The following is a 22,074-nucleotide window of genomic DNA, read 5'->3' as shown; positions in this document are numbered from 1 at the left end:
TCGCGGCCGACCCGCGAAAACCCGGCGAAGTGGGGGTTCCGGCACCCCTCACTCCCGGTGACGTAGAGGTACGTGGCGGTGGGGTGTCCTTGATTTGTCCTGAACCCGGAAACTTGGGCGGGCCTCTCCTCGACCTTGGGATCGTTGGGTTAATCTCCGGCTCGACACGGGGACGCGATTCGAGCGGGGAAGGCTAATCGGGGGGATTTACGACATGGCTTCTACACAAGAAAACCATTCGGCCGTGCCGGTGGAGACGCGGCCGGCCCGGGTGTTCGTCTCCTACGCGCACGACTCGCCGCAACACCGGCGAATGGTGTTGCGGTTCTGTACGCTGCTGCTGAAGCTGGGCGTGGACGTCCGGGTCGACGAGTGGGACACCGACCTGCGCCGGGACTGGTTCCTGTGGATGATCGACCAGTTTCGCAACGCCGACTTCGTCATCGTCGTGGCGTCGCCGAGATATCGCGCGGCCGGCGACGGCACCGGGGCGCCCGAGGCGCACCGCGGGGTGCAGACCGAGTCCGCCGTGCTACGGGATTTCCTCTATCTCGACCGGGCCACCTGGACCCGCAAGATACTGCCGGTAATACTTCCCGGTAGGTCCGTGCACGAGATTCCGCTCTACCTTCAACCGCACTGCGCCAGCCATTATCACCTCCCGAAGATCAATGCCGCCGGCGCGAAAGAACTCGTCAGAGTTCTCCGGCGGCCACCGGGACCGCCGGCGGCGGGTGCGCCCACGCCGGCCCGGGAATGGCGGCCGCGACGGCCCGCGGTCTCGACGCTGCCCCGCGGCGTCCCCTCGTTCACCGGGCGGTCCGGCGAGGTCGACCAGCTCACCGCACGCATCGTCATCGCCGGCGACCGGGACGCCGCCGCGGTCCACGTCGTGAACGGGATGCCGGGTGTCGGCAAGACGGCCTTCGCCGTGCACGTGGCGCAGAAGGTCGCCGAGCGGTTCCCCGACGGGCAGCTCTTCCTGGAGCTGCACGGGCACTCACCGGCCCGCGAGCCGGTCACACCGGACACCGCGCTGCGGTCGCTGCTGCTCACGATCGGCGTCACGGAGCGCGGCATCCCCTCGACCCTGGACGACCGCGCCCGCATGTGGCGCGACCGGCTCGCCGGCCGCAAGCTGCTGCTCGTCCTCGACGACGCCGCCGACCACGACCAGGTCCGCCCGCTGCTGCCCGGCACTCCCGGCTGCCAGGTCGTGATCACCAGCCGGCGCCGCCTCCCCGGCCTGGAGGACGCACAGCCGCTGCCGCTGTCGGTCCTGCCGACCGACCACGCCGTCACCATGTTCCTGCGGCTCGCCAACCGCAGCGCCGCCGACCACGAACGCCACCGGATCTTCGAGCTCGTCCGGCTCTGCGGGCACCTGCCGCTCGCGATCGCGCTGGTCGCCGGCCGGCTGCGCAGCCACCCGTCCTGGGACGTGCCCTACCTGACCGAACAGCTCGTCTCCGCACCCGACCGGCTCGCCGAGATGCGTGCCGACGACCTCAGCGTCACCACCGCGTTCGAGCTGTCCTACGGCGAGCTGCCCGACGACGTCGCCCGCCTGTTCCGCCGCCTGGCCCGCCATCCCGGCGCCGACTTCGACCTCTACGCGGCGGCGGCCCTGTCCGGCCGCGACCTCGACACGACACAGCGGCTCATCGAGACGCTCTACCTCAACCACCTCGTCGAGGAGCCCGCGCCCGGCCGGTACCGGCTGCACGACCTCGTCCGGCACTACGCCGGCGGCCTCGACCCGGACGAGGACGTCGTCGCCGACCGGCTGCTCGACTACTACCTGCACGTCGCCACCGAGGCCGCACGCCTGGTCCCGCACCACGGCCGGCCGTTCGAACCACCCGCCGGCGTCGCGCCGGCCCACACCCCGCCCATCGCCACGGAGACCGACGCCCGCCGCTGGCTCGCCCGGGAACGGCTCAACCTCAACGCGTGCGTCGACCACGCCACCGGCCGCGCGCACGTCCGCCACACCGTCGGGATCGCGGCCGCGCTGCACTCCTACCTCACCCAGCGCGGGCACTGGGACGACGCGCTCGCCATCCACAACGTGGCCACGCTCGCCGCCGAGCGCGGCCACGACCTGCCGGGCCTCGCCGTCTCGCTCCGCAACCTCGCCGCCGTGCAGCTGCTCGTCGACGACTACCCGTCCGCGCTGGTCACCGCGACCCGGGCGCAGCGGCTGCACCTGCGGCTCGAGGACCGGCGCGGTGAGGCGGACACCCTGGCCCTGCTCGGCGCCGTGCGGTACGCGATGGGCGACTACCCGGCGGCGACCGCGGACCTGACGCGCGCGCTCACGCTGGCCGCCGAGGTCGGTGACCGGTTCATCGAGGCCACCGCGCGCTTCCGGCTCGGCGTCGTGCAGCACCTCACGGAGAGCTACTCGGCCTCGTCGCTGAACCTGGTCCGCGCGTTCACCACGTTCCTGTCGCTGGGCAGCAGCCAGGGCCAGGCCGACGCGTTGAGCTACCTCGGCCTGCTGCAGGGGATGACCGGCGACTACTCCCCCGCGCTGCGGTGCCTGACCAAGGCCATCGCGTTGTTCGCGGCGGTCGGCGACCGGCGCGGCGAGGCCGACGCGCTGTACCGCATGGGCACCCTGCTGCGGGCCATCGGCGAGTACCGGGAGGCACACAGCACCCAGGTCCGCGCGCACACGCTGTTCGTCGAGCTGGGCAGCTACCAGGGCCAGGCACGGACGCTGCGCGGCCTGGCCATGACCCGGTACCTCGCCGGCGACCGGACCCCCGCGGACCACGCGGCCGCCGCCGACACGCTCGAACGCGCGCTGGAGCTGTGCGGCAAGATCGGCGACAAGCTGTGCGAGGCGGGCGCCTACAACGACCTCGGCGTGCTCGCGCACCTGTCCGGGCGCTGGCGGGAGGCGACCGCCAGCCTGGTCCGCTCGCTCGCCCTGTGCGAGGAGATCGGCGACCCCGCCGGCACGGTCGAGGCGCTCAACAACCTCGGCAGGCTCGCGTGGGACTGCCCGGAGGCCGGCGACGCCTACAGCTACCACGAGCGGGCGCTGCGGCAGGCACGCGAGATCGGCGCGTTCATCGCCGAGGGCCGGGCGCTCGAGGGGATGGGCCGCTGCCTGCTCCGCGACAGCTACGGCGGCAACGGCCGCGCCTACCTGCGTGAGGCCCTGGAGGTCTACGAGCGGCTCGGCATCCCGGACGCACAGGACGTGAAGGCGAAGCTCGCGGAGCTGGAGCGGGACTGACCGGTTCACCCCTGTCGGTGATCGGTTCCCGGGGTGCGCCAGGCGGTCGGCGGAACGGACGCCCGGGTTGCGCCTTCCGGCCGTACGACGCGCCGCCGGTGTTGCCACGCGTGCGGGCGCGCTAGCGTTGACGCCGATGGACGAGGGTGAGCTGGTCGCCGAGAGGTACCGCCTCGAGTCGGTAGTCGGCCGCGGCGCCATGGGTGTGGTCTGGCTGGCGCACGACGAGCGGCTGGACCGCGAGGTGGCCGTCAAGCAGCTGCTGCTCGGCGACTCCCCGGACACGGGGACGGCCGGCGCGGCCCGGGAACAGGCGGCCGCCCGCGCCATCCGTGAGGCACGCATCGCCGCCAAGCTGCGCCACCCCAACGCCATCTCCGTGCACGACGTGGTGACCCACGACGGCCGCCCGTGCCTGATCATGGAGTACCTGCGCTCGGAGCCGCTGGACGCGGTGCTGGTCTCCCGGGGTGGCCTGCCGCCACGCGAGGCCGCCGCCATCGGCGCCCAGGTCGCCGCGGCGCTCGTGGCGGCACACACGGCCGGGATCGTGCACCGGGACGTCAAACCGGAGAACGTGCTCATCACCGACGACGGCACCGCGAAGATCACCGACTTCGGGGTGTCCCGCGCGACCGGCGTCGGCACCGTGACCTCGACGGGGATCCTCGCCGGCACCCCCGCCTACCTCGCCCCCGAGGTGGCCGCCGGGGGGAAGGCGGCGCCACGCTCGGACGTGTACTCGCTCGGCGCCATGCTGTACGCGGCCGTCGAGGGGATACCGCCGTACGGCATCGACGACAACCCGATCGCCCTGCTGCAGCGCGTCGCGCACGGCCAGATGACGCCGCCGAGGCATGCCGGCGAGATGACCGAGCTGCTGCTGTGGCTGCTGCGCCGCGACCCGACCGAGCGACCGACCATGAAGATCGCGCACGAGGCGCTCGCGGCCTTCGCCGCGGGCCGGACGTACCCGGTGCCGCGGTCACGCGCGCCGACGGTGACGATGCCCCCGCCACCACCGCCGCGACCGGTGGTCCGCGCGCCGCGGCGCGGCCTGCTCATCGGCATCGGCGTCGCGGGCGTGGTACTGCTGGCGTCCGGCGTGATCCTGGGCGCGACCCTCAACGACTCGGATGCCACCCGCTCGGCACCCGGCGCACCGACGACCACCGGGACGACCGCGACCACCGGCACGCCGCACCAGCCGATCATGGAGGTCGGCACGTGCGTGGCCAGCTACGACGTGGTCAACTCGTGGCCGGACGGCTACCAGGTGTCCGTGACGATCCGCAACTCCGGCGACGGCACCCTCACCGGCTGGACCGTGCACTGGACCGCCCCCGAGGGCCACGACGTCAAGGACCTGTGGAACGGCACCCTCACCAGGAACGGCACCGACGTCACCGTCACCAACGCCGCCTGGAACCCGACCGTCCAGCCGGGCGACGAAACCACCTTCGGCTTCAACGCCAGCACGACCGACAACGGCACCGACGCCGACCGCCCAGTCCCCACCCTCACCTGCCAACCCCACTAACGACACCCGCGAGTCCCGCGTTCGCGCACACCGAGTTGCGGTTTCGTGCGGTGCGCAGGTGTGGTGGATATGGCCGAGTGCTTGTTTCGGCGGCGAGAAATCCATTGGTGGCTTCGCGGGCGGTCTTCCTACGGTGTGGACCATGACGGACGAGGCGCAGCCCATCTCCATCGACGAGGACGTCTACAACCGGAGCCCGTCGGGATTCTTCGCGCACCTGCGCGAGACGCAGCCGGTCGCCGCGGTGCGGATGCCGGGCTACGGGCGGAGGTGGGTGGTAACACGCTACGTGGACGTGCGCGCCGGCCTGGCCGATCCACGGCTCGCCAAGGACCTGCACCACTGGCCCACCGGCCCGAGGACCTGGCCGAGCCAGGCGGTGAACCTGCACGCACACATGCTCCACCGGGACCCGCCGGACCACACTCGGCTGCGCGGCCTCATGCAGAAGGCGTTCACACCGCGGCGTATCGCGCGGTTGCGGCCGCGCACCGTGGAAATCACCGAAGCGCTGCTGGCGGACATGGCGTCGGCGGGCGGGGGCGGCGACGTCGTCGACCTGCTCACCCGGTTCGCCCGCCCGCTGCCGATCACAGTGCTCAGCGAACTGTTGGGTGTGCCGGCGGCCGATCGGGCGTGGATCGAGGTCGCAGTGGTCGACTACGACAACCGCAAGGAGCGCGAACGCGTCATCCGGGATCTGGCCGTCTACTTCACGGACCTCATCGCGGCCAAGCGTGCCGGGCCCTGCGACGACCTCGTCTCGGCGCTCGTGCGCGTTCGCGATGAGTCCGGCCCGGCTGATGACGCCTCCGGCACCCTGGCCGACACCGAACTGCTCTCCAGCGTGTTCCACCTGGTCATGGCCGGGTTCGACACCACCGTCAACCTCATCGCCTCCGGCACCCTGGCGCTGCTGACCCACCCCGAGCAGATGACCCGGCTGCGCGAAGAACCGTCGCTGCTACCGGCGGCCGTCGAGGAACTGCTGCGGTACACGAACCCGCTGAACCACGCGACCGACCGGTTCACCGCCACGGACGTGGCCATCGGCGGCGTGGCGATCCCGGCGGGCGAATGGGTCCTGCTCGCGACCAGCTCCGCGAACGGGGACCCGGACCGGTTCTTCGGCCCGGAGCGACTCGACTTCGGCCGCGAGGCCGGGCGGGCACGTCTCCTTCGGCCACGGCATCCACTACTGCCTGGGCGCACCCCTGGCGCGGATGGAGGCGCAGGTCGCGTTCGGCGCGCTGCTCGAGCGTTTCCCGAAGCTGTCGCTCGCCGGCACGCCGGAGGACCTACGGTGGCGCCCGGGCGGTTTGATGCACGGCGTGGAAGCCCCTCCCCGTGCGCCTGACGTGATCAGACGGGCACCGTGCCCGTACCCAGGACCAGTGAGCCAGGCCAGGAGACGTGCGCGTCCGGACCGTGAACACCACGTCCGGGGCGTGTGCGGTTGCAGATCCTGGTGTGCACGAAACCGCAGCTCGGTGTGTTTGAACGCGGGACTCGGTGTGTTTGAACGCGGGACTCGCGGGTGTGGGTCAGCCGCGCAGGCGCACGACCTTCAGGGCCGGTGAGGACAGGATGTCGCGTTCGCAGAAGCGGGAGCGGACCCAGTTGCTCGCCGAGAAGACCGTGGTCTGGTCGGCGAAGTGCGGGGAGGTCGGGTTGCTCGACTGCGAGTACGTCAGCAGTGTCGACGCGTCCGGGCACCGGCCGGCGCCGAACGACACCACCTGGACGTGGCTGCTGCCGTGGACGACCTCCACGTCACCCGCCGCCGGGTCCCAGACCGGCTGGATCGCGTTCAGCACGCCCTGCGAGCCCTGCCCGCCGTGGATCGGGATGCGGGTGCCGTTCCTGACGACGTAGTGGTGCTCGCCCAGCGGGGCGTCCGGCGCGATGCCGGCGCCACGGAGGTCGGCGATGGCGTCGCCGAGTGCCCGCGCCACCGCCGGGTTCGCCGTGTTCAGCGTGTTCGGCGTGGCGACCGGGTTCGCCGGGTCGAACGGTACCAGCCACAGGTTCGCCAGGCCGCCCGCCTTCATCCAGAACCGCTCGAACAGCAGGCCGCCGCGGCTGTTCACGGTCATCGTCCGGTCCCAGGTGGACAGCGCGGCGCACGCGGTGCCGACGGGCACGGTGCCGCCGGCCGACGTCGGCGCCTGACCGTCCGGGAACGCCGCGCACATCGCCGCCGCCGCGGTCGCGGCCTGACCACCGGACCAGCTCTGGTCGGCGAACAGCAGGTCCTGCATGGACTTCCGGGTGAAGTCCCCCAGCCCTTCCTCGACCGCCGTGATCGCCATGCGGGTACGCGGCGCCCGCGGGGTCGCGATGTCGCCGACGATCCGCGGGTAGCCGGTGAGCGGCTGGTGCGGGTTCGACAGCCACGCGCTGTCGTTGGCGTTCGCGACGTAGTCCGTCCGGTCCCGCACCGGCAGCCGCCGCGCGCCGAAGATCCCGGGCACGACCGCGTCCGGGTCCGTGCCCCACGCGCAGTCCCGGCGCGACCCGTCCAGGACCGGGATGCCCTGCGCACCGAACAGCCGCTGGCCCAGCGGGGTGTTGCAGCGCGCGGCCAACTCGTCGGTCACGTACGGGACGACCTGGATGTCGGCGTACAGCGCGTGCCCGGCGCGATCGGTGGCGATCGTGTTGACCCACGGCACCCCCTGCGTGCGGGACAGCACGTTCACGATGTCCCTGGTGCTGTGCGACCGGCCGAGCTCGAACCACGTGTTGAGGCCACGCATGTTGTCGCGGTTCGCGTCGCGGATCGCGTACGCGGTGGTCGACGACCAGTCCAGCGGCAGGCCGAACATGGGCGACACGACCGGGCCGTACCGCGAGGCGTACAGGGTGCGCTCGACGGTCCCGGTCTGGGTCTGGACGCGCACCCGCCGGCTCGTCATCTTCTCGGCCCTGCCGTCGACGAGGTAGGAGGTGGGGTCGCCCGGCACCAGGTTCAGCTCGTACAGCCCGAAGGTCGTGGCGGTGGAGACGGTGTGGCTCCACGCGACGTCGGAGTTGAACCCGATCTGGACGAACGGCAGGCCCAGCAGACCCGCGCCGCTGACGTTCAGCCTGCCCGGCACGGTCATCTGCGACTGCCAGAAGCGGCGGCCGCCCTGCCAGGGGAAGTGCGGGTTGCCGAGCAGCAGGCCGCGCCCGCTCGCGGTGCCGGCCGAGCCGACGGCGATGGCGTTGCTGCCCATGTCCATGCCGTCCAGGGCGGCCCGCACCCGGTCGGCCGCGTCCGGCGGGATCGCGGGCGAGGCGGTCGGCACGGCGGGCGGCGCCGCGTTCGCGATGCCGTCGATGGCCTGGCCCGCGCCCGCGTACGTGGCCACGGCGTAGAAGTGGCGGTAGACGTCCCGCTCGGTGATCGGGCGCACCCAGTCCGCGCCGCGGCAGGACGGGTCGGTGACGCCGACCTGGCGCAGGTACCGGTTGTACCCGGCGACGTACCCGCGGATGAGCTCACGCGACTCGCGCCGCGGCCCGACCGGCGCGGGCTGGGCGATGAGGTGCTCGATGACGCGGGAGTCGTTGATCTGCTGGAAGTACAGGTCGCTGTCGAGGTTGCTGGCCGCGGGCCCGTAGTCGAAGTCGGACCGCGTGTCCGCGCCGAGGTGGCGGGACCGCTGCGCGTTCACGGTCAGGTAGACCTTCGCGATCTGGCAGACGTTGTCGGTGGCGGCGGCGAACCCGAAGCCGTAGCCGAGCCCGGTGAAGTCGTTCGCCGTGATGTGCGGGACGCCGTACTCGGTGTACCGGATGTCGGCGCCGGTCCCGTGCCGTGTCTCGGCAGGTGCCTCGGAAACTGTCATTGTCGAGACCGCGGCGGCGGCGAGAAAAGCCGCGCCCCAGTGGATGCCCCTTCGCATGGGGTCCTTCCTACCCGATCGCGGCGGCGTCCGGCTCAGGGAAAACCCCGAGGATCACGCCACGTAGGCCGGTGTGAAGGTCACCCGCAGGTTGGTCAGACCACGTGTCCACACCGTCGACTCCCACTCCAGGGGCTCGGCGAGCACCAGGTCGGGGAGCCGGTCGATGAGCACCTCGATGCTCGTCTTCGCGATGAGCTCGGCCAGTTCCGGGGCCGGGTAGGGACAGCCGTGCTCGCCGTGGCCGAAGGACATCATCGCGCGGTTGCCCACGGTGCCCTCGGCCGAACGGACGTGCGGGTCGGCGTTCGCCGCGGCCAGGCCGAGCACCAGCAGGTCGCCGACGCGGATCCGTTGTCCGCCAAGGGTCGTGTCGCGGGTCGCGACGCGGCCGAGGTAGTTCTGGGTCGGCGTGTCGTGCCACAGCACCTCGTTGAGCGCGTCGCCCACGCTGGCCCGGCCGCCGGAGATGGTGATCGCGAACCGCTCGTCGGTCAGCATCAGGCCGATCGTGTTGCCGATCCACTTGGTCGTCTGCCCGTGTGCCTGCGTCAGGACCACGAGCAGGTCCATCATGATCTCCTCGCCGGACAGGTTCGCGCCGTCGGCCAGCAGGTGCGACGGGACGTCCGCGCCCGGGTGGTCCCGCTTGCTGTCGACGAGCCGCTGCATCTCCTCCTGCATCCGCGCGTAGGCCGCCAGCTGGTTCTCCGTGGACAGGCTCATCGCGCCCATCACGTCGTCCACCAACATCCGCGCGGCATCCTCGGGCAGCCCGCACATCACCGCGATGGCACGCAACGGAACCCGGGACACGTACTGGCTCATCAGCTCGGCCTCGCCGGCGCCGGCGAAGGAGTCGATCATCGCGTCGGCGATCCGCTCGCACTGGGTGGCCAGCTCGAACTGGTCGATCGACGCCAGCGCGTCGCTCAGCGCGCCGGCCCGCCGGGTGTGCTCAGGCCCCTCGGTGAACATGACCGACGGGTTGTGCAGCAGCTGGGGCAGCAGCGGCCAGTCGTCCGGCACGGTCTCCCACCCGTTCCAGCGCCGCGAGTCACGCGCGAACAGCTGCGCGTCCGCGGTGACCTGGTGCAGCTCCCGGTACCCGCACACGAACCACGCGGGGACGTCGCCCTCCAGCAGCACCGGCGCGACCGGCCCGTGCCGGCGCCGGATCTCGGCGTACAGCCCACGCGGGTCCTCGGCGTACTTGGGGCCGTACAAGGGAACCGCGTCGGCGCGGCGGACGACGTCGGTCATGACGCCTCCCTGGCCATGCTCAGCGAGTAGAGGTGGCCGACCAGGCTGATCAGCACCTGCTTGGCGGACTCCCGGTCCCGGGCGTCGCAGTCGATCAGCGGCACCCGGTCGGGCAGCGACAGTGCGTTCCGGACCGCGTCGAGGCTGTGCGCCGCGCTGCCCGGGAAGTTGTTGCGTGCCACGATGAACGGCGTCTTGTGGTGCTCCAGCCGGTCGATGGCGTACCAGGAGTCGGACAGGCGCCGGGTGTCCACGAGCACCACCGCGCCGAGCGTGCCGGAGAACAGGCGGTCCCACAGGAACCAGAACCGCTCCTGCCCCGGCGCGCCGAACAGGTACAGCACCATCTGCTCGTTCAGGCTGATCCGCCCGAAGTCGAACGCGACGGTCGTCGTGGTCTTGCCCGTGACCCCGCCGGTCTCGTCGATGCCGAGGCCGGCCTGTGTCATCGTCTCCTCCGTGGAGAGCGGCCGGATCTCGCTCACCGCGCGGACCATGGTGGTCTTGCCGACCCCGAACCCGCCGACGATCACGATCTTCAGCCCGTCGCTCGCCGTCTCGGCCAGTGGCACGCGGTCAGAGGTTGTTGAGTCCAACGAGCACCTTCTTCAGGATCGCGGCGTCGGGCAGCTGGCTGCTGGCCCGGGCCGACGACGGGTGGCGGGCGGTGATCTTGTTGGCACGCAGCAGGTCGGACAGGAGGATCTTGACGACGCCGACCGGCATGCCCAGGCCGGCCGAGATCTCCACGACCGCGGCCGGACTCCGGCACAGGAGCAGGATCCTGGCGTGCTCGGACTGCATGCCCGGGGTCGGTTCCGCCGCCGCGACGATCAGCGTGACGAGGTCGAGGTCCACGTCGTCGGCCCTGCTCCGCCCGCGGGTGACCGTGTAGAGCCGGTCGGGGCCCTCGTTGTCGAGCTCGCGGCGAACCATCACGACGGGCTCGTGTGCTCTGGCCGCCGCGGCGGCGCGGTGAGGAACGCGCCGATCTGCTCGACGAGCTCGTTCATGCGGTGGCCGATCAGGCCGACGTCGGCCTCCTCGGCGGCGAGCACGGCGAGGTGCGCGCCCTCGCCAGCCTCGACGATGAACAGGATGCCGCCGTGGAACTCGGTCATCGAGTGCCGCACCCCGCCGGTGCCGTCACCGAACTCCATGGAGGCGCCCTGTGACAGCGCCTGCACGCCGGCCGCGATGGCGGCCAGCTGGTCGGCCTTGTCCACCGACAGGGCGGAGGTGTGGCAGAGCTTGAGACCATCCCTCGACAGCACCAGCGCGTGGTTGGCTCCCGCGGTCTGCTCCACCAGGCTCTCGAGCATCCACGTGAGGTTGGCGTCGGTCGCCATGGTCATTCCGAGTCATCCTCTCCAGCGGTCTCGCCGGCGTTCTCAGCGGGCGTGGACCGGCTGCCCTGCTGAAAAGCGCTGAAACGCGCACCGATGTCGGTCTTTTTCCCGGTACGTCGCGGCACCTGGCGATCCGTTTCCGTCGCACGCACCGCGGCGGCGAGGGTCTGCCCGCGTGGCCGCTTCGGCAGCTCCGTGACCTCGGCGACCTCGTCCGCCGGCGCGTCGAGCACGGCGGTGGCGGTCGCCGCGGTGCCGGCGCTGTCCCCGCCGGCCGACTGCGTCGCCTCGACCGCACGGGACGCCACCGGGGGCGCCTCCTCGCGCGGGTGGATGACCAGCTGGTTCGGGACCCGAACGACCACCCCGGTGCCGCCACGCGACGACGGCCGGAAGTACACCTGCAGCTTGTGCTTGCGGGCCAACGAACCCACGACCACGAGCCCCAGCCGCGTGCCCGGCACCTTCGCGAGGTCCAGCGGCTCGCTGATCGACACCGCGGCCTCGGCGCGGGCCAGCGCCTGCGGCTTCATGCCGAGCCCGCCGTCCTCGATGGTGACGACGAGACCGGTGTGCAGCTCCTCGACGTAGACGTGGACCTCCTCCGACGGCGCGGAGAAGCGGGTGGCGTTGTCCATCAGTTCGGCCAGCGCGTGCATCACGTCCTCCGCGGCGTAGCCGACGATGGCCGCGGTGCTGCTGGAGTGCACCTGAACCCGCTGGTAGGCCTGGATCCGGCCCATCGCGCCGCGCAGGATGCTCTCGATCACGATCGGCTTGGTCCAGCGCCTGCCCGACCGCGCGCCGGTGAGGACCGCGATGCTGTCGGCGAGGCGGCCGGTCTGCGCCGTGCTGTGGTCGAGCTTCAGTAGGTCGCCCAGCACGTTCTCGGCGTGCCGGCCCTCCATCTCCCGCAGGTCGGCCAGCATGCTCGTGGCCATGGCCTGCACGCGGCCCGCCGCGTTGGCGCACGCGCCCATCGCCGCCGACCGCTGCCGCTCGGACAGGCCGATCTCCCCCACCACCCGCAGGAGGACCTCCTTGGTGACGCCGTGGGTCCGGGGCCCGAACTCGATGAGGACCGTGTCGGCCGAGGCGCCGTCGCGGACCCGGCTCGCCGCCGCGGGCAGCAGGTCGGTGGCCAGCAGGTGGACCTCGTCCTCCAGCGCGCGCAGCCGCGCCGCGGTGAGCCGGGCCCGGCCGGTCCGGAAGGCGGCGTAGCCGACCGCGGCGCACAGCACGAACGAGAGCAGGCCTGCGGTCCAGCCGACGACCGACGCGTCCGCGCTGGTCACCTGACTGGTCAGCCAGAGCGTGATACCGAAGCTGACCACCGCCGCGACGAGCAGGGGCACCACCACGTCGATGATCGGCCGGCCTTCTGGCGGATGCGGAGCGGGCTCTCGTGCTGGCATGTCAGTCCTCGGGCTGGGGTGTGGCAAAGACGACAACGCAGATGAGAAACATACTCGACCCGGCGACGGGAGCAACGTCTTCGACCAAACGGTTGCCCCCGCGCGTAGGCCCCTCTGGCAGGATGATCTCCGCTCGTCGGCGCTGGGCCGGGGATCAGGCGGAAGGACCATCTAGATGCCCGGGACGGGACCCACTGCCAAACCTGGCGCCACCCCACCCGGCCCGGCCAACCCGATCCGCACCACCATGGGCTTCCAGCGCAGGACGCTGGACTTCGTCGGCGAGATGATCGACACCTACGGCGACATCAGCTCGTTCCGCCTCGGCCCGTACCGGTGCGTGCTGTTGGGCCATCCGCACCACGTCAGGCACGTCCTCCAGCGCAACCCCGCCAACTTCGACCGGAGCGCCTTCCCTTTCAAGCTGGCGAAGGCCATGTTCGGCCGGGGGCTCACGAACGTCGAGGGCGGCGAGGAGTGGCGCGACATGCGCCGCATGCTTCAACCCTCGTTCCACCACCAGCGGATCGCGTCCATGGCCGAACACATGCTCGCGGTGATCCGCACCCGGCTCGCCGACTGGGACACGGCCGCCGCGTCCGGCGAGCCCATCGACGCCGGTGTGGCGATGCGGCGGCTGACCCTGCACGTCGTGGCGCGCTCGCTGTTCGCACTGGACGAGCAGGGTCTCATCAACCGCTTCGCCGAGGCCATCGACACGATGGACACCGAGCTCGTCGCGTACGTGCGGATGCCGGTGCTGCCGCTGTCCGTGCCGACCGCGGGGCACCGCCGGTTCTGGGCCGCCCACACGATCGTCGAGGAGATCATCGACTACCTCATCACCCAGCACCTGACCGACCAGGTGGACCGCGGCGACCTGCTGTCGATGATGATCCAGGCCGAGGACTCCACCGGCGCCCGCCTCACCGACGAGCAGCTGCGCGACCAGGTGTTCGCGATGCTGTTCGCCGGCCACGAGACCGGGGCGAACGTGCTGACCTGGCTGTGGTATCTGCTCGGCATGCACCCGGAGGTCCAGCAACAGGTGCGCCAGGAGGTCGACACGGAGCTGGGCGGCCGGCCGCCGACCCTCGCCGACTGCACCAGGCTGACCTACACCCGGCAGGTCATCGACGAGACCCAGCGCCTGTACCCGCAGCAGTACCAGGGCTGGCGCCGCGCACTCGCCGACGACGAGATCGGCGGCTACCGGATCCCGGCCGGCTCCGTGGTCTTCTACAGCACGTACCACGTGCACCGGCACCCCGAGTTCTGGGACGCCGCGGACGAGTTCCGCCCGGAGCGGTTCGCCGCCGACGAGGTGGCCGGGCGGGACCGGAGCGCGTACCTGCCGTTCGGCTCCGGCCCCCACCGCTGCATCGGCGAACAGTTCGCGATGACCGAGATGCTGTTCATCATCGCGAGCACCCTGCAGCGGTACCGCGTCGAGCTGGTGTCCCAGGAGCCGGTCGCGCCGAAGGCGCTGATCACCCTCGGGCCGGACCAACCGGTCCGCGTCCGCCTGCTCCCACGGGGGTGACCGCGGGCGCGGACCTCGCGGGGCGGGCGCTGGTTCTCCGGCGCCGTGCACGGGGTCTGATGTCTGCGCGCACCGGTCCGATCATCGACCACTACTGAACGCACACCTCGTCGTCCCACCTCGAAATCACGTCATAGGTGGGAGCGCTCCCAGAATCCCGACGACTCATTACGCTGTCAAGGCCCGTTCGCGAAGGGACCGCGAAACCTGACAGTTCTCCTTACCAGGTGCCGAAAGTTCCAATCAATCGCGCAGGCAAGGGATCGAACGGCCATCACGACAGTGCACAACTTAACTGTTCATCCAGGGTGAGAGGCTGTACACACGGCGTTAACAAGAGCTAGACTCCGATTCTGGGAGCGCTCCCAGAGCGCCCGCTCAACGATGAGCGAGAGGAACCGCGATGAAGCTCAGAACGAAACTGTCAGGGAGAGGGGTACACCGCGGTCGCCGTTTCATGGCCGCCGCCGTGTCGTTCGTCGTGCTGACCACGACGTTCGTCATGGCGCTGGGTGCCTCCACCGCAAGCGCGGCAACCGCTTGCCGGATCGACTACTCCGCCAGTAACTGGGGTGGCGGTGGCTTCACCGGCAACGTCACCGTCAACAACCTCGGCGACCCGATCACCAACTGGACGCTGACGTTCGCCTTCCCGGGCAACCAGCGCGTCTCCCAGGGTTGGAACGCGAACTGGTCCCAGCCCTCGGGCAGCGCGAACGTGACCGCGACGAACATGTCCTACAACGGTTCGCTCGGCACCGGCGCGTCGACCCAGATCGGCTTCAACGGCACGTTCACCGGCACGAACACGGCGCCGACGAGCTTCTCGCTCAACGGTGTCGCCTGCACGGGCCAGCCGCCGACCGACCCGACGGATCCGACCGACCCGGGTAACCCGGGCGACCCGGGCAACCGGGTCGACAACCCCTACTCGGGCGCCGACGTCTACGTGAACCCGGACTGGTCCGCGCTCGCCGCCGCCGAGCCGGGTGGCAGCCGCGTCGCCAACCAGCCGACCGGCGTGTGGCTCGACCGGATCGCGGCCATCAACGGCACTTCCACCAGCCGTGGCCTTGCCGCGCACCTCGACGCGGCCGTCCAGCAGGACGCCGCGAACGGCTCGCGCCCGATGGTCGTCCAGTTCGTCATCTACAACCTGCCCGGCCGTGACTGCTCGGCGCTGGCGTCCAACGGCGAGCTGGGTCCGACGGAGCTGACCAGGTACGAGTCGCAGTACATCGACCCGATCGCGGCGATCCTCGGCAGGTCGGCCTACGCCAACCTGCGGATCGTGACGGTCATCGAGATCGACTCGCTGCCGAACCTCATCACGAACGTCTCGCCGCGCAACACCGCGGTGGCGGCGTGCGACACGATGAAGTCCAACGGCAACTACGTCACCGGCGTCGGCTACGCGCTCAACAAGCTGGGCGACGTGCCCAACGTCTACAACTACATCGACGCCGGCCACCACGGCTGGCTCGGCTGGGACGACAACATGCAGCCGACCGTCGACATCGCGTGCCAGGCCGCGCGGGCGTCCGGCGCCACGCCGTCGGACGTGTGGGGCTTCATCACCAACACGGCCAACTACAGCGCGCTCAAGGAGCCGTTCTTCACCGCGAACACCGTGGTGGGCGGCAAGCCGCTGCGTGAGGCCGCCGGCGGTTGGGTCGACTGGAACCGCTACGTCGACGAGCTGGGCTTCGCGCAGGACTTCCGCACCAAGGCGGCGTCGTGCTTCGGCTCCAGCATCGGCATGCTGATCGACACCTCGCGCAACGGCTGGGGCGGCTCCGCCAGGCCCACCGCCGCGAGCACGTCGACCGACCCGGTCACCTTCATGGACCAGTCGCGTGTCGACCGCCGCATCCACCTCGGCAACTGGTGCAACCAGTCCGGGGCCGGGCTCGGCGAGCGGCCGAAGGCCGCACCGGCAAGCGGTATCGACGCCTACGTGTGGATCAAGCCACCGGGCGAGTCGGACGGGGCCTCCTCGCAGATCCCGAACGACGAGGGCAAGGGCTTCGACCGGATGTGCGACCCGACGTACACCGGCAACCCGAGGAACAACAACCACATGTCCGGCGCGCTGGCGAACGCACCGCTGTCCGGGCACTGGTTCTCCGCCCAGTTCCGGCAGCTGATGGCCAACGCCTTCCCGCCGCTGTGAACAACCCTCCTGGTTCAACACTGTGAGTAGCCCGCCCGCCTTCGCACGGTCCCTCCCCCGGGTCGCGCGGAGGCGGGCGGCGCTCCCCCGCACCTTGTCCGACCGAATCCACACCGGAGTCAGGTCATGAGACTACGACGACACCTGGGAGCGCTCCCAGCCTGTCTCGCTCTGATAATCCCCCTAGCCATCCCCGCTAGTGCCGCCGTGTCTCCGCTCGCGGTCCAGTGCTCGGTCGACTACTCGGCCAGCAACTGGGGCAGCGGCGGCTTCACCGGCAACCTCACCCTCCACAACCTCGGCGACCCGATCACCAGCTGGAGCCTCACGTTCGCCTTCCCGGGCAACCAGCGGGTCTCCCAGGGCTGGAACGCGACCTGGTCCCAGCCCAGCGGCAGCCCCAACGTGACCGCGACGAACCTGTCCTACAACGGCACGCTCGCCACCAACGGGTCCACCCAGATCGGCTTCAACGGCGCCTTCACCGGCACCAACACCAACCCGACCAGCTTCGCGATCAACGGTGTCTCCTGCACCGGCGCGAACCAGGGGCCGACGGTCAGCCTGAGCCAGCCGACGACCGGGTCGACCTTCACCGCCGGCGCGAACATCCCGCTCGCCGCCAGCGCGTCCGACCCGGACGGCACCATCGCCAAGGTCGAGTTCTACGCGAACGACACGCTGATCACCACCGACACCGCCAGCCCGTACACGGCGACCTGGGCAAGCGTCCCGGCCGGCAACTACGTGCTGACGGCGCGGGCGTACGACAACGTGGGGGCCATCACGGAGTCCTCGCCGGTCGACGTGACCGTGAGCGCCAACACCGGTCCGACGGTCATCGCCGACCCGGTCGCGCCGAGCGTGCCGGAGGGCGGCAGCACGAACGTGTCGCTCCGGCTTTCCCAGCAGCCAACAGGAAACGTCACCGTGACGACCGCGAAGACGAGCGGCGACGCGGACCTGACGGTGGGCACCGGCGCGACGAGGACGTTCACCACGTCGAACTGGAACACCCCGCAGACGGTGACGCTCAACGCCGCCGAGGACACCGACAGCGCCAACGGCACGGCTACGTTCACCGCGAGCGCGACCGGCCAGACGACGGCGACCATCACCGCGACCGAGGCCGACAACGACCTGTCGGACTACGCGCAGCGGTTCATGACGCTGTACAACAAGATCAAGGACCCGGCGAACGGCTACTTCTCCAGCCACAACCCGCCGATCCCCTACCACTCCGTGGAGACGCTGATCGTCGAGGCGCCCGACTACGGGCACGTGACGACGTCCGAGGCCTTCAGCTACTGGATCTGGCTCGAGGCGCAGTACGGCCAGGCGACCCAGGACTGGACCAGGTTCAACACGGCCTGGACGTCCATGGAGACCAACATCATCCCCACCCACGCCGACCAGCCGAGCAACTCGGTGTACAACCCGAACGACACGGCGACCTACGCGCCGGAGCAGGACACCCCGAACCAGTACCCGGTACCGCTGGACGCCAACGTGTCCACCGGCAACGACCCGCTGGCGAGCGAGCTGACCAGCGCCTACGGCACGTCCGACATCTACGGCATGCACTGGCTGCTCGACGTGGACAACCGCTACGGCTACGGTCGCCGCGGCGACCGCACCGGCAGCCCGTCCTACATCAACACCTTCCAGCGCGGGCCGCAGGAGTCCGTGTGGGAGACCGTGCCGCAGCCGTCGTGGGAGCCGTTCAACTCCGGGCAGGGCGGGCCGAACGGCTTCCTGCCGCTGTTCATCCAGGACTCGCAGTACGCGCGGCAGTGGCGTTACACCGACGCGCCCGACGCCGACGCACGCGCCGTCCAGGCGGCCTACTGGGCCAACACCTGGGCGACCCAGCAGGGCAGGCAGGCCGACGTCGCGACGACCGTGGGCAAGGCCGCCAAGATGGGTGACTACCTGCGGTACTCGTTCTACGACAAGTACTTCAAGCAGGTCGGCAGCTGCGTCGGCCCGTCAACGTGTCCGGCGGGCAGTGGGAAGAACAGCTCCACCGGCCTGCTCACGTGGTACTACGCGTGGGGCGGCGCGACCGACGGTGGCTGGGCGTGGCGCATCGGCTCCGGCCAGGCGCACTTCGGCTACCAGAACCCGCTCGCCGCGTACGCGCTGGCGAACGTGCCGGCCCTCAAGCCGAAGTCGTCGACCGGCCAGGCGGACTGGGCGGCCAGCATGACCAGGCAGCTGGAGTTCTACCGCTGGCTGCAGTCCTCCGAAGGCGGCATCGCCGGCGGCGCGACCAACAGCTGGGCGGGCCGCTACGCGACACCGCCTTCGGGCACGCCGACGTTCTACGGCATGTACTACGACGTCCAGCCCGTCTACCACGACCCGCCGAGCAACCAGTGGTTCGGCATGCAGGTGTGGTCGATGGAGCGCGTCGCCGAGCTGTACAACCAGACCGGCAACGCCGCGGCGAAGGCCGTGCTGGACAAGTGGGTGCCGTGGGCGCTCGCGAACACCACGGCGAACCCGTCGGCCGGCACCTGGCAGGTCCCGAGCGACCTGTCCTGGTCCGGTGCGCCGGCGACGTGGAACCCGTCGAGCCCGGCCACCAACACCAACCTGCACGTCACGGTCACCAGCCGTGGGCAGGACGTGGGCGTGACCGCGGCACTGGTGAAGACGTTGGCGCACTACGCGTCCGAGTCCGGCAACACGGCGGCCCGCGACATGGCGAAGAACCTCCTCGACGCCATGTGGGCCACGCAGAACCAGGACTCGCGCGGCGTCTCGACCGTCGAGTCCCGGGCCGACTACAACCGGTTCGACGACCCGGTCTTCGTACCGAGCAACTTCACGGGGACCATGTCGAACGGCGACCCGATCAACTCGTCGTCGACGTTCATCGGCCTCCGGTCGTGGTACAAGCAGGACCCGGCCTGGTCGTCCGTGCAGTCCTATCTCGACGGTGGCTCGGCCCCCACGTTCCGGTACCACCGGTTCTGGGCACAGGCCGACGTCGCGATGGCCATGGCCGAGTACGGCCGCCTCTTCGGATGACGAACGGAAGCAGCACTCCATGATCAGACGCATCATGGCGGTGTTGTTGGCGCTGACACTGGTGCCGCTGGTGGGCCTTGCCTCGGCAGGGCCCGCCTCGGCCGCCGGCACCGGCTACTGGCACACGAACGGTCGCCAGCTGCTGGACGCCAACAACCAGCCGGTACGCATGACCGGGATCAACTGGTTCGGCCTGGAGACGGCGAACTACGCGCCGCACGGCCTGTGGTCCCGGGGCTACAAGGACATGCTCGACCAGATGAAGAGCCTGAAGTACAACACGTTGCGGCTGCCCTTCGCCAACCAGCTCTTCGACGCCGGGTCCACCCCGACGAGCATCCGCTACGACCTCAACCCCGACCTGCAGGGCCTGAACGGCGTGCAGATCATGGACAAGATCATCGACTACGCCGGGCAGATCGGCATGAAGGTGCTGCTGGACCGGCACCGGCCGGACTCCGGCGCCCAGTCGGCGCTGTGGTACACGAGCCAGTACCCGGAGAGCAGATGGCTGTCCGACTGGCGGATGCTCGCACAGCGCTATCTGGGCAACACCACGGTGATCGGCGCCGACCTGCACAACGAGCCGCACGGCATCCAGGGTGGCGGCGGCGCCAACTGGGGCAGCGGCGACACGGCCACCGACTGGCGCCTGGCGGCAGAACGGGCCGGCAACGCGATCCTGTCGGTCAACCCCAACTGGCTGATCGTCGTCGAGGGCGTCGACTCCTTCAACGGCGACGGCTACTGGTGGGGTGGCAACCTCCAGGGCGCGGCGACCGCGCCGGTGCGGCTCAACGTCGCGAACCGTCTCGTGTACTCGGCGCACGACTATGCGACGTCGGTGTTCGCCCAGCCGTGGTTCTCCGATCCCGCCTTCCCCAACAACATGGCGGCGATCTGGGACAAGAACTGGGGCTACCTGTTCAAGAACAACGTGGCTCCCGTGCTGCTCGGCGAGTTCGGCACCACGCTCGCCGACCCGAGGGACCAGACGTGGTTGCGCACGCTCATGGCGTACCTGGGCACGGGAACCAACGCGATCAGCTTCACCTTCTGGTCGTGGAACCCGAACTCCGGTGACACGGGCGGGATCCTGAACGACGACTGGACCACGGTGAACACGGCCAAGCAGGCGTTCCTGACGCCGTACCTGATCCCGCCCGACGGCGGCACCGGGCCGACCGACCCGCCCCCGACCCCGACGGTCGCCTGCCAGGTGACCTACGGGGTGAACGACTGGGGCGGCGGGTTCACCGCGTCGCTGTCGATCGCCAACACCGGCACGTCGGCGATCAGCGGCTGGACGTTGGCGTTCACCTTCCCGGGCAGCCAGCGGATCAGCAACGGCTGGGTCGCGAACTGGGTGCAGGCGACCGGAAGCGCGAACGTGACGGCGACGAACCTGGACCACAACCGCGTGATCGCCGCCGGGCAGTCGGTCACGGGTCTGGGCTTCAACGCCAGCTACACCGGCACCAACACCCGGCCGACGGCCTTCACCGTCAACGGCCAGGCCTGCACGGCCGCCTAGCTCGACGACCCCGGGGGTGTCCGAAGCCTCTCCGGCACCCCTCTTCGGACACCCCCGGGATCTCGCCCCGACGCGACGCACAAGCGGTAAGCACAAGCGGGTAAGGACAAGACGATGCGTGCGAAGCTCACCCCACTGCTGGCCGCCGCACTCCTGGTCACCTCGGTGGTGGTCACGGGGACGGTCGCCGCCGGCACCGCACCCTCGGCGGTCGCGGCCGCGGCGGATGCGTACTCCTGGAAGAACGTGGAGATTGCCGGCGGGGGCTTCGTGCCCGGCATCGTCTTCAACCCGACGGAACGCAACCTGATCTACGCGCGCACCGACATCGGCGGCGCGTACCGGTGGAACGACACCACACAGCGGTGGACGCCGCTGCTGGACTGGGTCGGCTGGGAGAACTGGGGCTACAACGGCGTACACAGTCTCGCGACCGACCCGGTCCAGACCAACCGCGTGTACGCCGCGGTCGGCATGTACACCAACGACTGGGATCCCAACAACGGCGCGATCCTGCGCTCGGCCGACAAGGGAGACACCTGGCAGGTCACGACGCTGCCGTTCAAGCTGGGCGGCAACATGCCCGGCCGCGGCATGGGTGAGCGCCTCGCGGTCGACCCGAACCGCGACAGCGTCCTGTACTTCGGCGCGCCGAACGGCAACGGCCTGTGGCGCAGCACGGACTTCGGGGCCACGTGGGCGAAGGTGACGGCCTTCCCCAACGCCGGCGACTACGCCGACGTGCCGGGCGACTCGACGGGCTACCAGAGCCACCGGCCCGGCGTGGTGTGGGTGGCGTTCGACAAGTCGACGGCGACGGCCGGGAACGCGACGCAGGGCATCTACGTCGGCGTGGCGGACAAGCAGAACACCGTGTACCGCTCGACGAACGGCGGCACGTCGTGGGAGCGGATCGCCGGGCAGCCGACCGGATACCTGGCGCACAAGGGCGTTCTCGACGAGGTCAGCGGGGTGCTCTACATCTCCACGAGCGACACCGGCGGACCCTACGACGGCGCCAAGGGCCAGGTCTGGCGGTACGCGACGGCGAGCGGCACCTGGACCAACGTCAGCCCGA

The 22,074-nt window shown here is 70.5% G+C and carries 14 protein-coding genes and 1 pseudogene; 9 read left to right on the top strand and 6 right to left on the bottom strand.

The features are described 5' to 3' along the window. Positions 1–244 precede the first annotated feature (244 nt). The 4 genes and pseudogenes from VET29_RS12225 (at position 245) to VET29_RS12210 (ending at position 6,370) form a co-directional block, all read left to right on the top strand. Positions 245–3,250, top strand: coding sequence for an SEFIR domain-containing protein (locus tag VET29_RS12225; RefSeq protein WP_324919268.1), 3,006 nt, complete (start codon positions 245–247; stop codon positions 3,248–3,250). Positions 3,251–3,386: 136 nt separating this feature from the next. Further along, positions 3,387–4,790 carry a protein kinase domain-containing protein gene (locus VET29_RS12220; RefSeq protein WP_324919265.1) on the top strand — a complete coding sequence of 468 codons (1,404 nt, stop codon included), beginning with the start codon at positions 3,387–3,389 and terminating at the stop codon, positions 4,788–4,790. 142 nt (positions 4,791–4,932) lie between these two features. Then, a pseudogene (locus VET29_RS12215) lies at positions 4,933–5,886 on the top strand (cytochrome P450); the annotation flags it as partial. 94 nt (positions 5,887–5,980) lie between these two features. Next, complete coding sequence (locus tag VET29_RS12210) at positions 5,981–6,370, top strand: hypothetical protein (protein WP_324919302.1); 390 nt, start codon at positions 5,981–5,983, stop codon at positions 6,368–6,370. On the opposite strand, the gene VET29_RS12205 is transcribed toward VET29_RS12210, so the two are convergent. Genes VET29_RS12205 through VET29_RS12180 form a run of 6 tightly spaced genes read right to left on the bottom strand, consistent with a single transcriptional unit; the run spans position 6,335 to position 12,710 of the window. Then, positions 6,335–8,683 (bottom strand): penicillin acylase family protein, encoded by a 2,349-nt coding sequence (locus tag VET29_RS12205; RefSeq protein WP_324919263.1) that lies wholly within the window; start codon positions 8,681–8,683, stop codon positions 6,335–6,337. The two genes, VET29_RS12210 and VET29_RS12205, sit on opposite strands and share 36 nt — an antisense overlap. 54 nt (positions 8,684–8,737) lie before the next feature. Further along, positions 8,738–9,946 (bottom strand): cytochrome P450, encoded by a 1,209-nt coding sequence (locus VET29_RS12200; protein WP_324919261.1) that lies wholly within the window; start codon positions 9,944–9,946, stop codon positions 8,738–8,740. Further along, the gene (locus tag VET29_RS12195) at positions 9,943–10,518 is read right to left on the bottom strand and encodes a GTP-binding protein (protein WP_414636485.1); all 576 of its coding nucleotides are present in this window, start codon (positions 10,516–10,518) and stop codon (positions 9,943–9,945) included. The genes VET29_RS12200 and VET29_RS12195 overlap by 4 nt, the downstream gene beginning before the upstream one ends. 4 nt (positions 10,519–10,522) lie before the next feature. Further along, entirely contained in the window at positions 10,523–10,882 is a 360-nt protein-coding gene (locus VET29_RS12190; protein WP_324919300.1) for a DUF742 domain-containing protein, read from the bottom strand. Beyond that, positions 10,882–11,295 carry a roadblock/LC7 domain-containing protein gene (locus VET29_RS12185; protein ID WP_414636487.1) on the bottom strand — a complete coding sequence of 138 codons (414 nt, stop codon included), beginning with the start codon at positions 11,293–11,295 and terminating at the stop codon, positions 10,882–10,884. Before VET29_RS12185 ends, VET29_RS12190 begins: the two co-directional genes overlap by 1 nt. A gap of 2 nt (positions 11,296–11,297) precedes the next feature. After that, on the bottom strand, positions 11,298–12,710 hold the full coding sequence (locus VET29_RS12180; protein WP_324919255.1) for an ATP-binding protein: 1,413 nt from the start codon (positions 12,708–12,710) through the stop codon (positions 11,298–11,300). A gap of 175 nt (positions 12,711–12,885) precedes the next feature. Between VET29_RS12180 and VET29_RS12175 the strand changes: the two genes are divergently transcribed. The 5 genes from VET29_RS12175 to VET29_RS12155 all read left to right on the top strand — a co-directional run. Next, a complete protein-coding gene (locus tag VET29_RS12175; RefSeq protein ID WP_324919253.1) occupies positions 12,886–14,253 on the top strand; it encodes a cytochrome P450 in 1,368 nt (455 codons plus the stop codon). A gap of 457 nt (positions 14,254–14,710) precedes the next feature. Beyond that, positions 14,711–16,426, top strand: a complete 1,716-nt coding sequence (locus tag VET29_RS12170) for a glycoside hydrolase family 6 protein (RefSeq protein WP_324919251.1) — start codon at positions 14,711–14,713, stop codon at positions 16,424–16,426. A 207-nt stretch (positions 16,427–16,633) separates the two neighbouring features. Then, positions 16,634–19,462 carry a glycoside hydrolase family 48 protein gene (locus VET29_RS12165; protein ID WP_324919249.1) on the top strand — a complete coding sequence of 943 codons (2,829 nt, stop codon included), beginning with the start codon at positions 16,634–16,636 and terminating at the stop codon, positions 19,460–19,462. Between the two features lie 19 nt (positions 19,463–19,481). Beyond that, entirely contained in the window at positions 19,482–20,996 is a 1,515-nt protein-coding gene (locus tag VET29_RS12160; RefSeq protein WP_324919247.1) for a cellulase family glycosylhydrolase, read from the top strand. Between the two features lie 114 nt (positions 20,997–21,110). After that, positions 21,111–22,074, top strand: a 964-nt coding sequence (locus VET29_RS12155; RefSeq protein ID WP_414636484.1) for a WD40/YVTN/BNR-like repeat-containing protein, incomplete at its 3' end; no start/stop codon positions are given.

Source organism: Actinophytocola sp., from assembly GCF_035634895.1.
Classification (GTDB): Bacteria; Actinomycetota; Actinomycetes; order Mycobacteriales; family Pseudonocardiaceae; genus Actinophytocola.
The sequence above is the reverse complement of the archived record's forward strand: the minus strand, read 5'-3'. Positions and strand labels throughout refer to the sequence as shown.

Coding starts and splice junctions, on each gene's coding strand:
- VET29_RS12220 (WP_324919265.1), top strand. CDS start 3,387: ATGGACGAGGGTGAGCTGGTCGCCGAGAGGTACCGCCTCGAGTCGGTA.
- VET29_RS12205 (WP_324919263.1), bottom strand. CDS start 8,683: ATGCGAAGGGGCATCCACTGGGGCGCGGCTTTTCTCGCCGCCGCCGCG.
- VET29_RS12200 (WP_324919261.1), bottom strand. CDS start 9,946: ATGACCGACGTCGTCCGCCGCGCCGACGCGGTTCCCTTGTACGGCCCC.
- VET29_RS12190 (WP_324919300.1), bottom strand. CDS start 10,882: ATGGTTCGCCGCGAGCTCGACAACGAGGGCCCCGACCGGCTCTACACG.
- VET29_RS12185 (WP_414636487.1), bottom strand. CDS start 11,295: ATGGCGACCGACGCCAACCTCACGTGGATGCTCGAGAGCCTGGTGGAG.
- VET29_RS12180 (WP_324919255.1), bottom strand. CDS start 12,710: ATGCCAGCACGAGAGCCCGCTCCGCATCCGCCAGAAGGCCGGCCGATC.
- VET29_RS12175 (WP_324919253.1), top strand. CDS start 12,886: ATGCCCGGGACGGGACCCACTGCCAAACCTGGCGCCACCCCACCCGGC.
- VET29_RS12170 (WP_324919251.1), top strand. CDS start 14,711: ATGGCCGCCGCCGTGTCGTTCGTCGTGCTGACCACGACGTTCGTCATG.
- VET29_RS12160 (WP_324919247.1), top strand. CDS start 19,482: ATGATCAGACGCATCATGGCGGTGTTGTTGGCGCTGACACTGGTGCCG.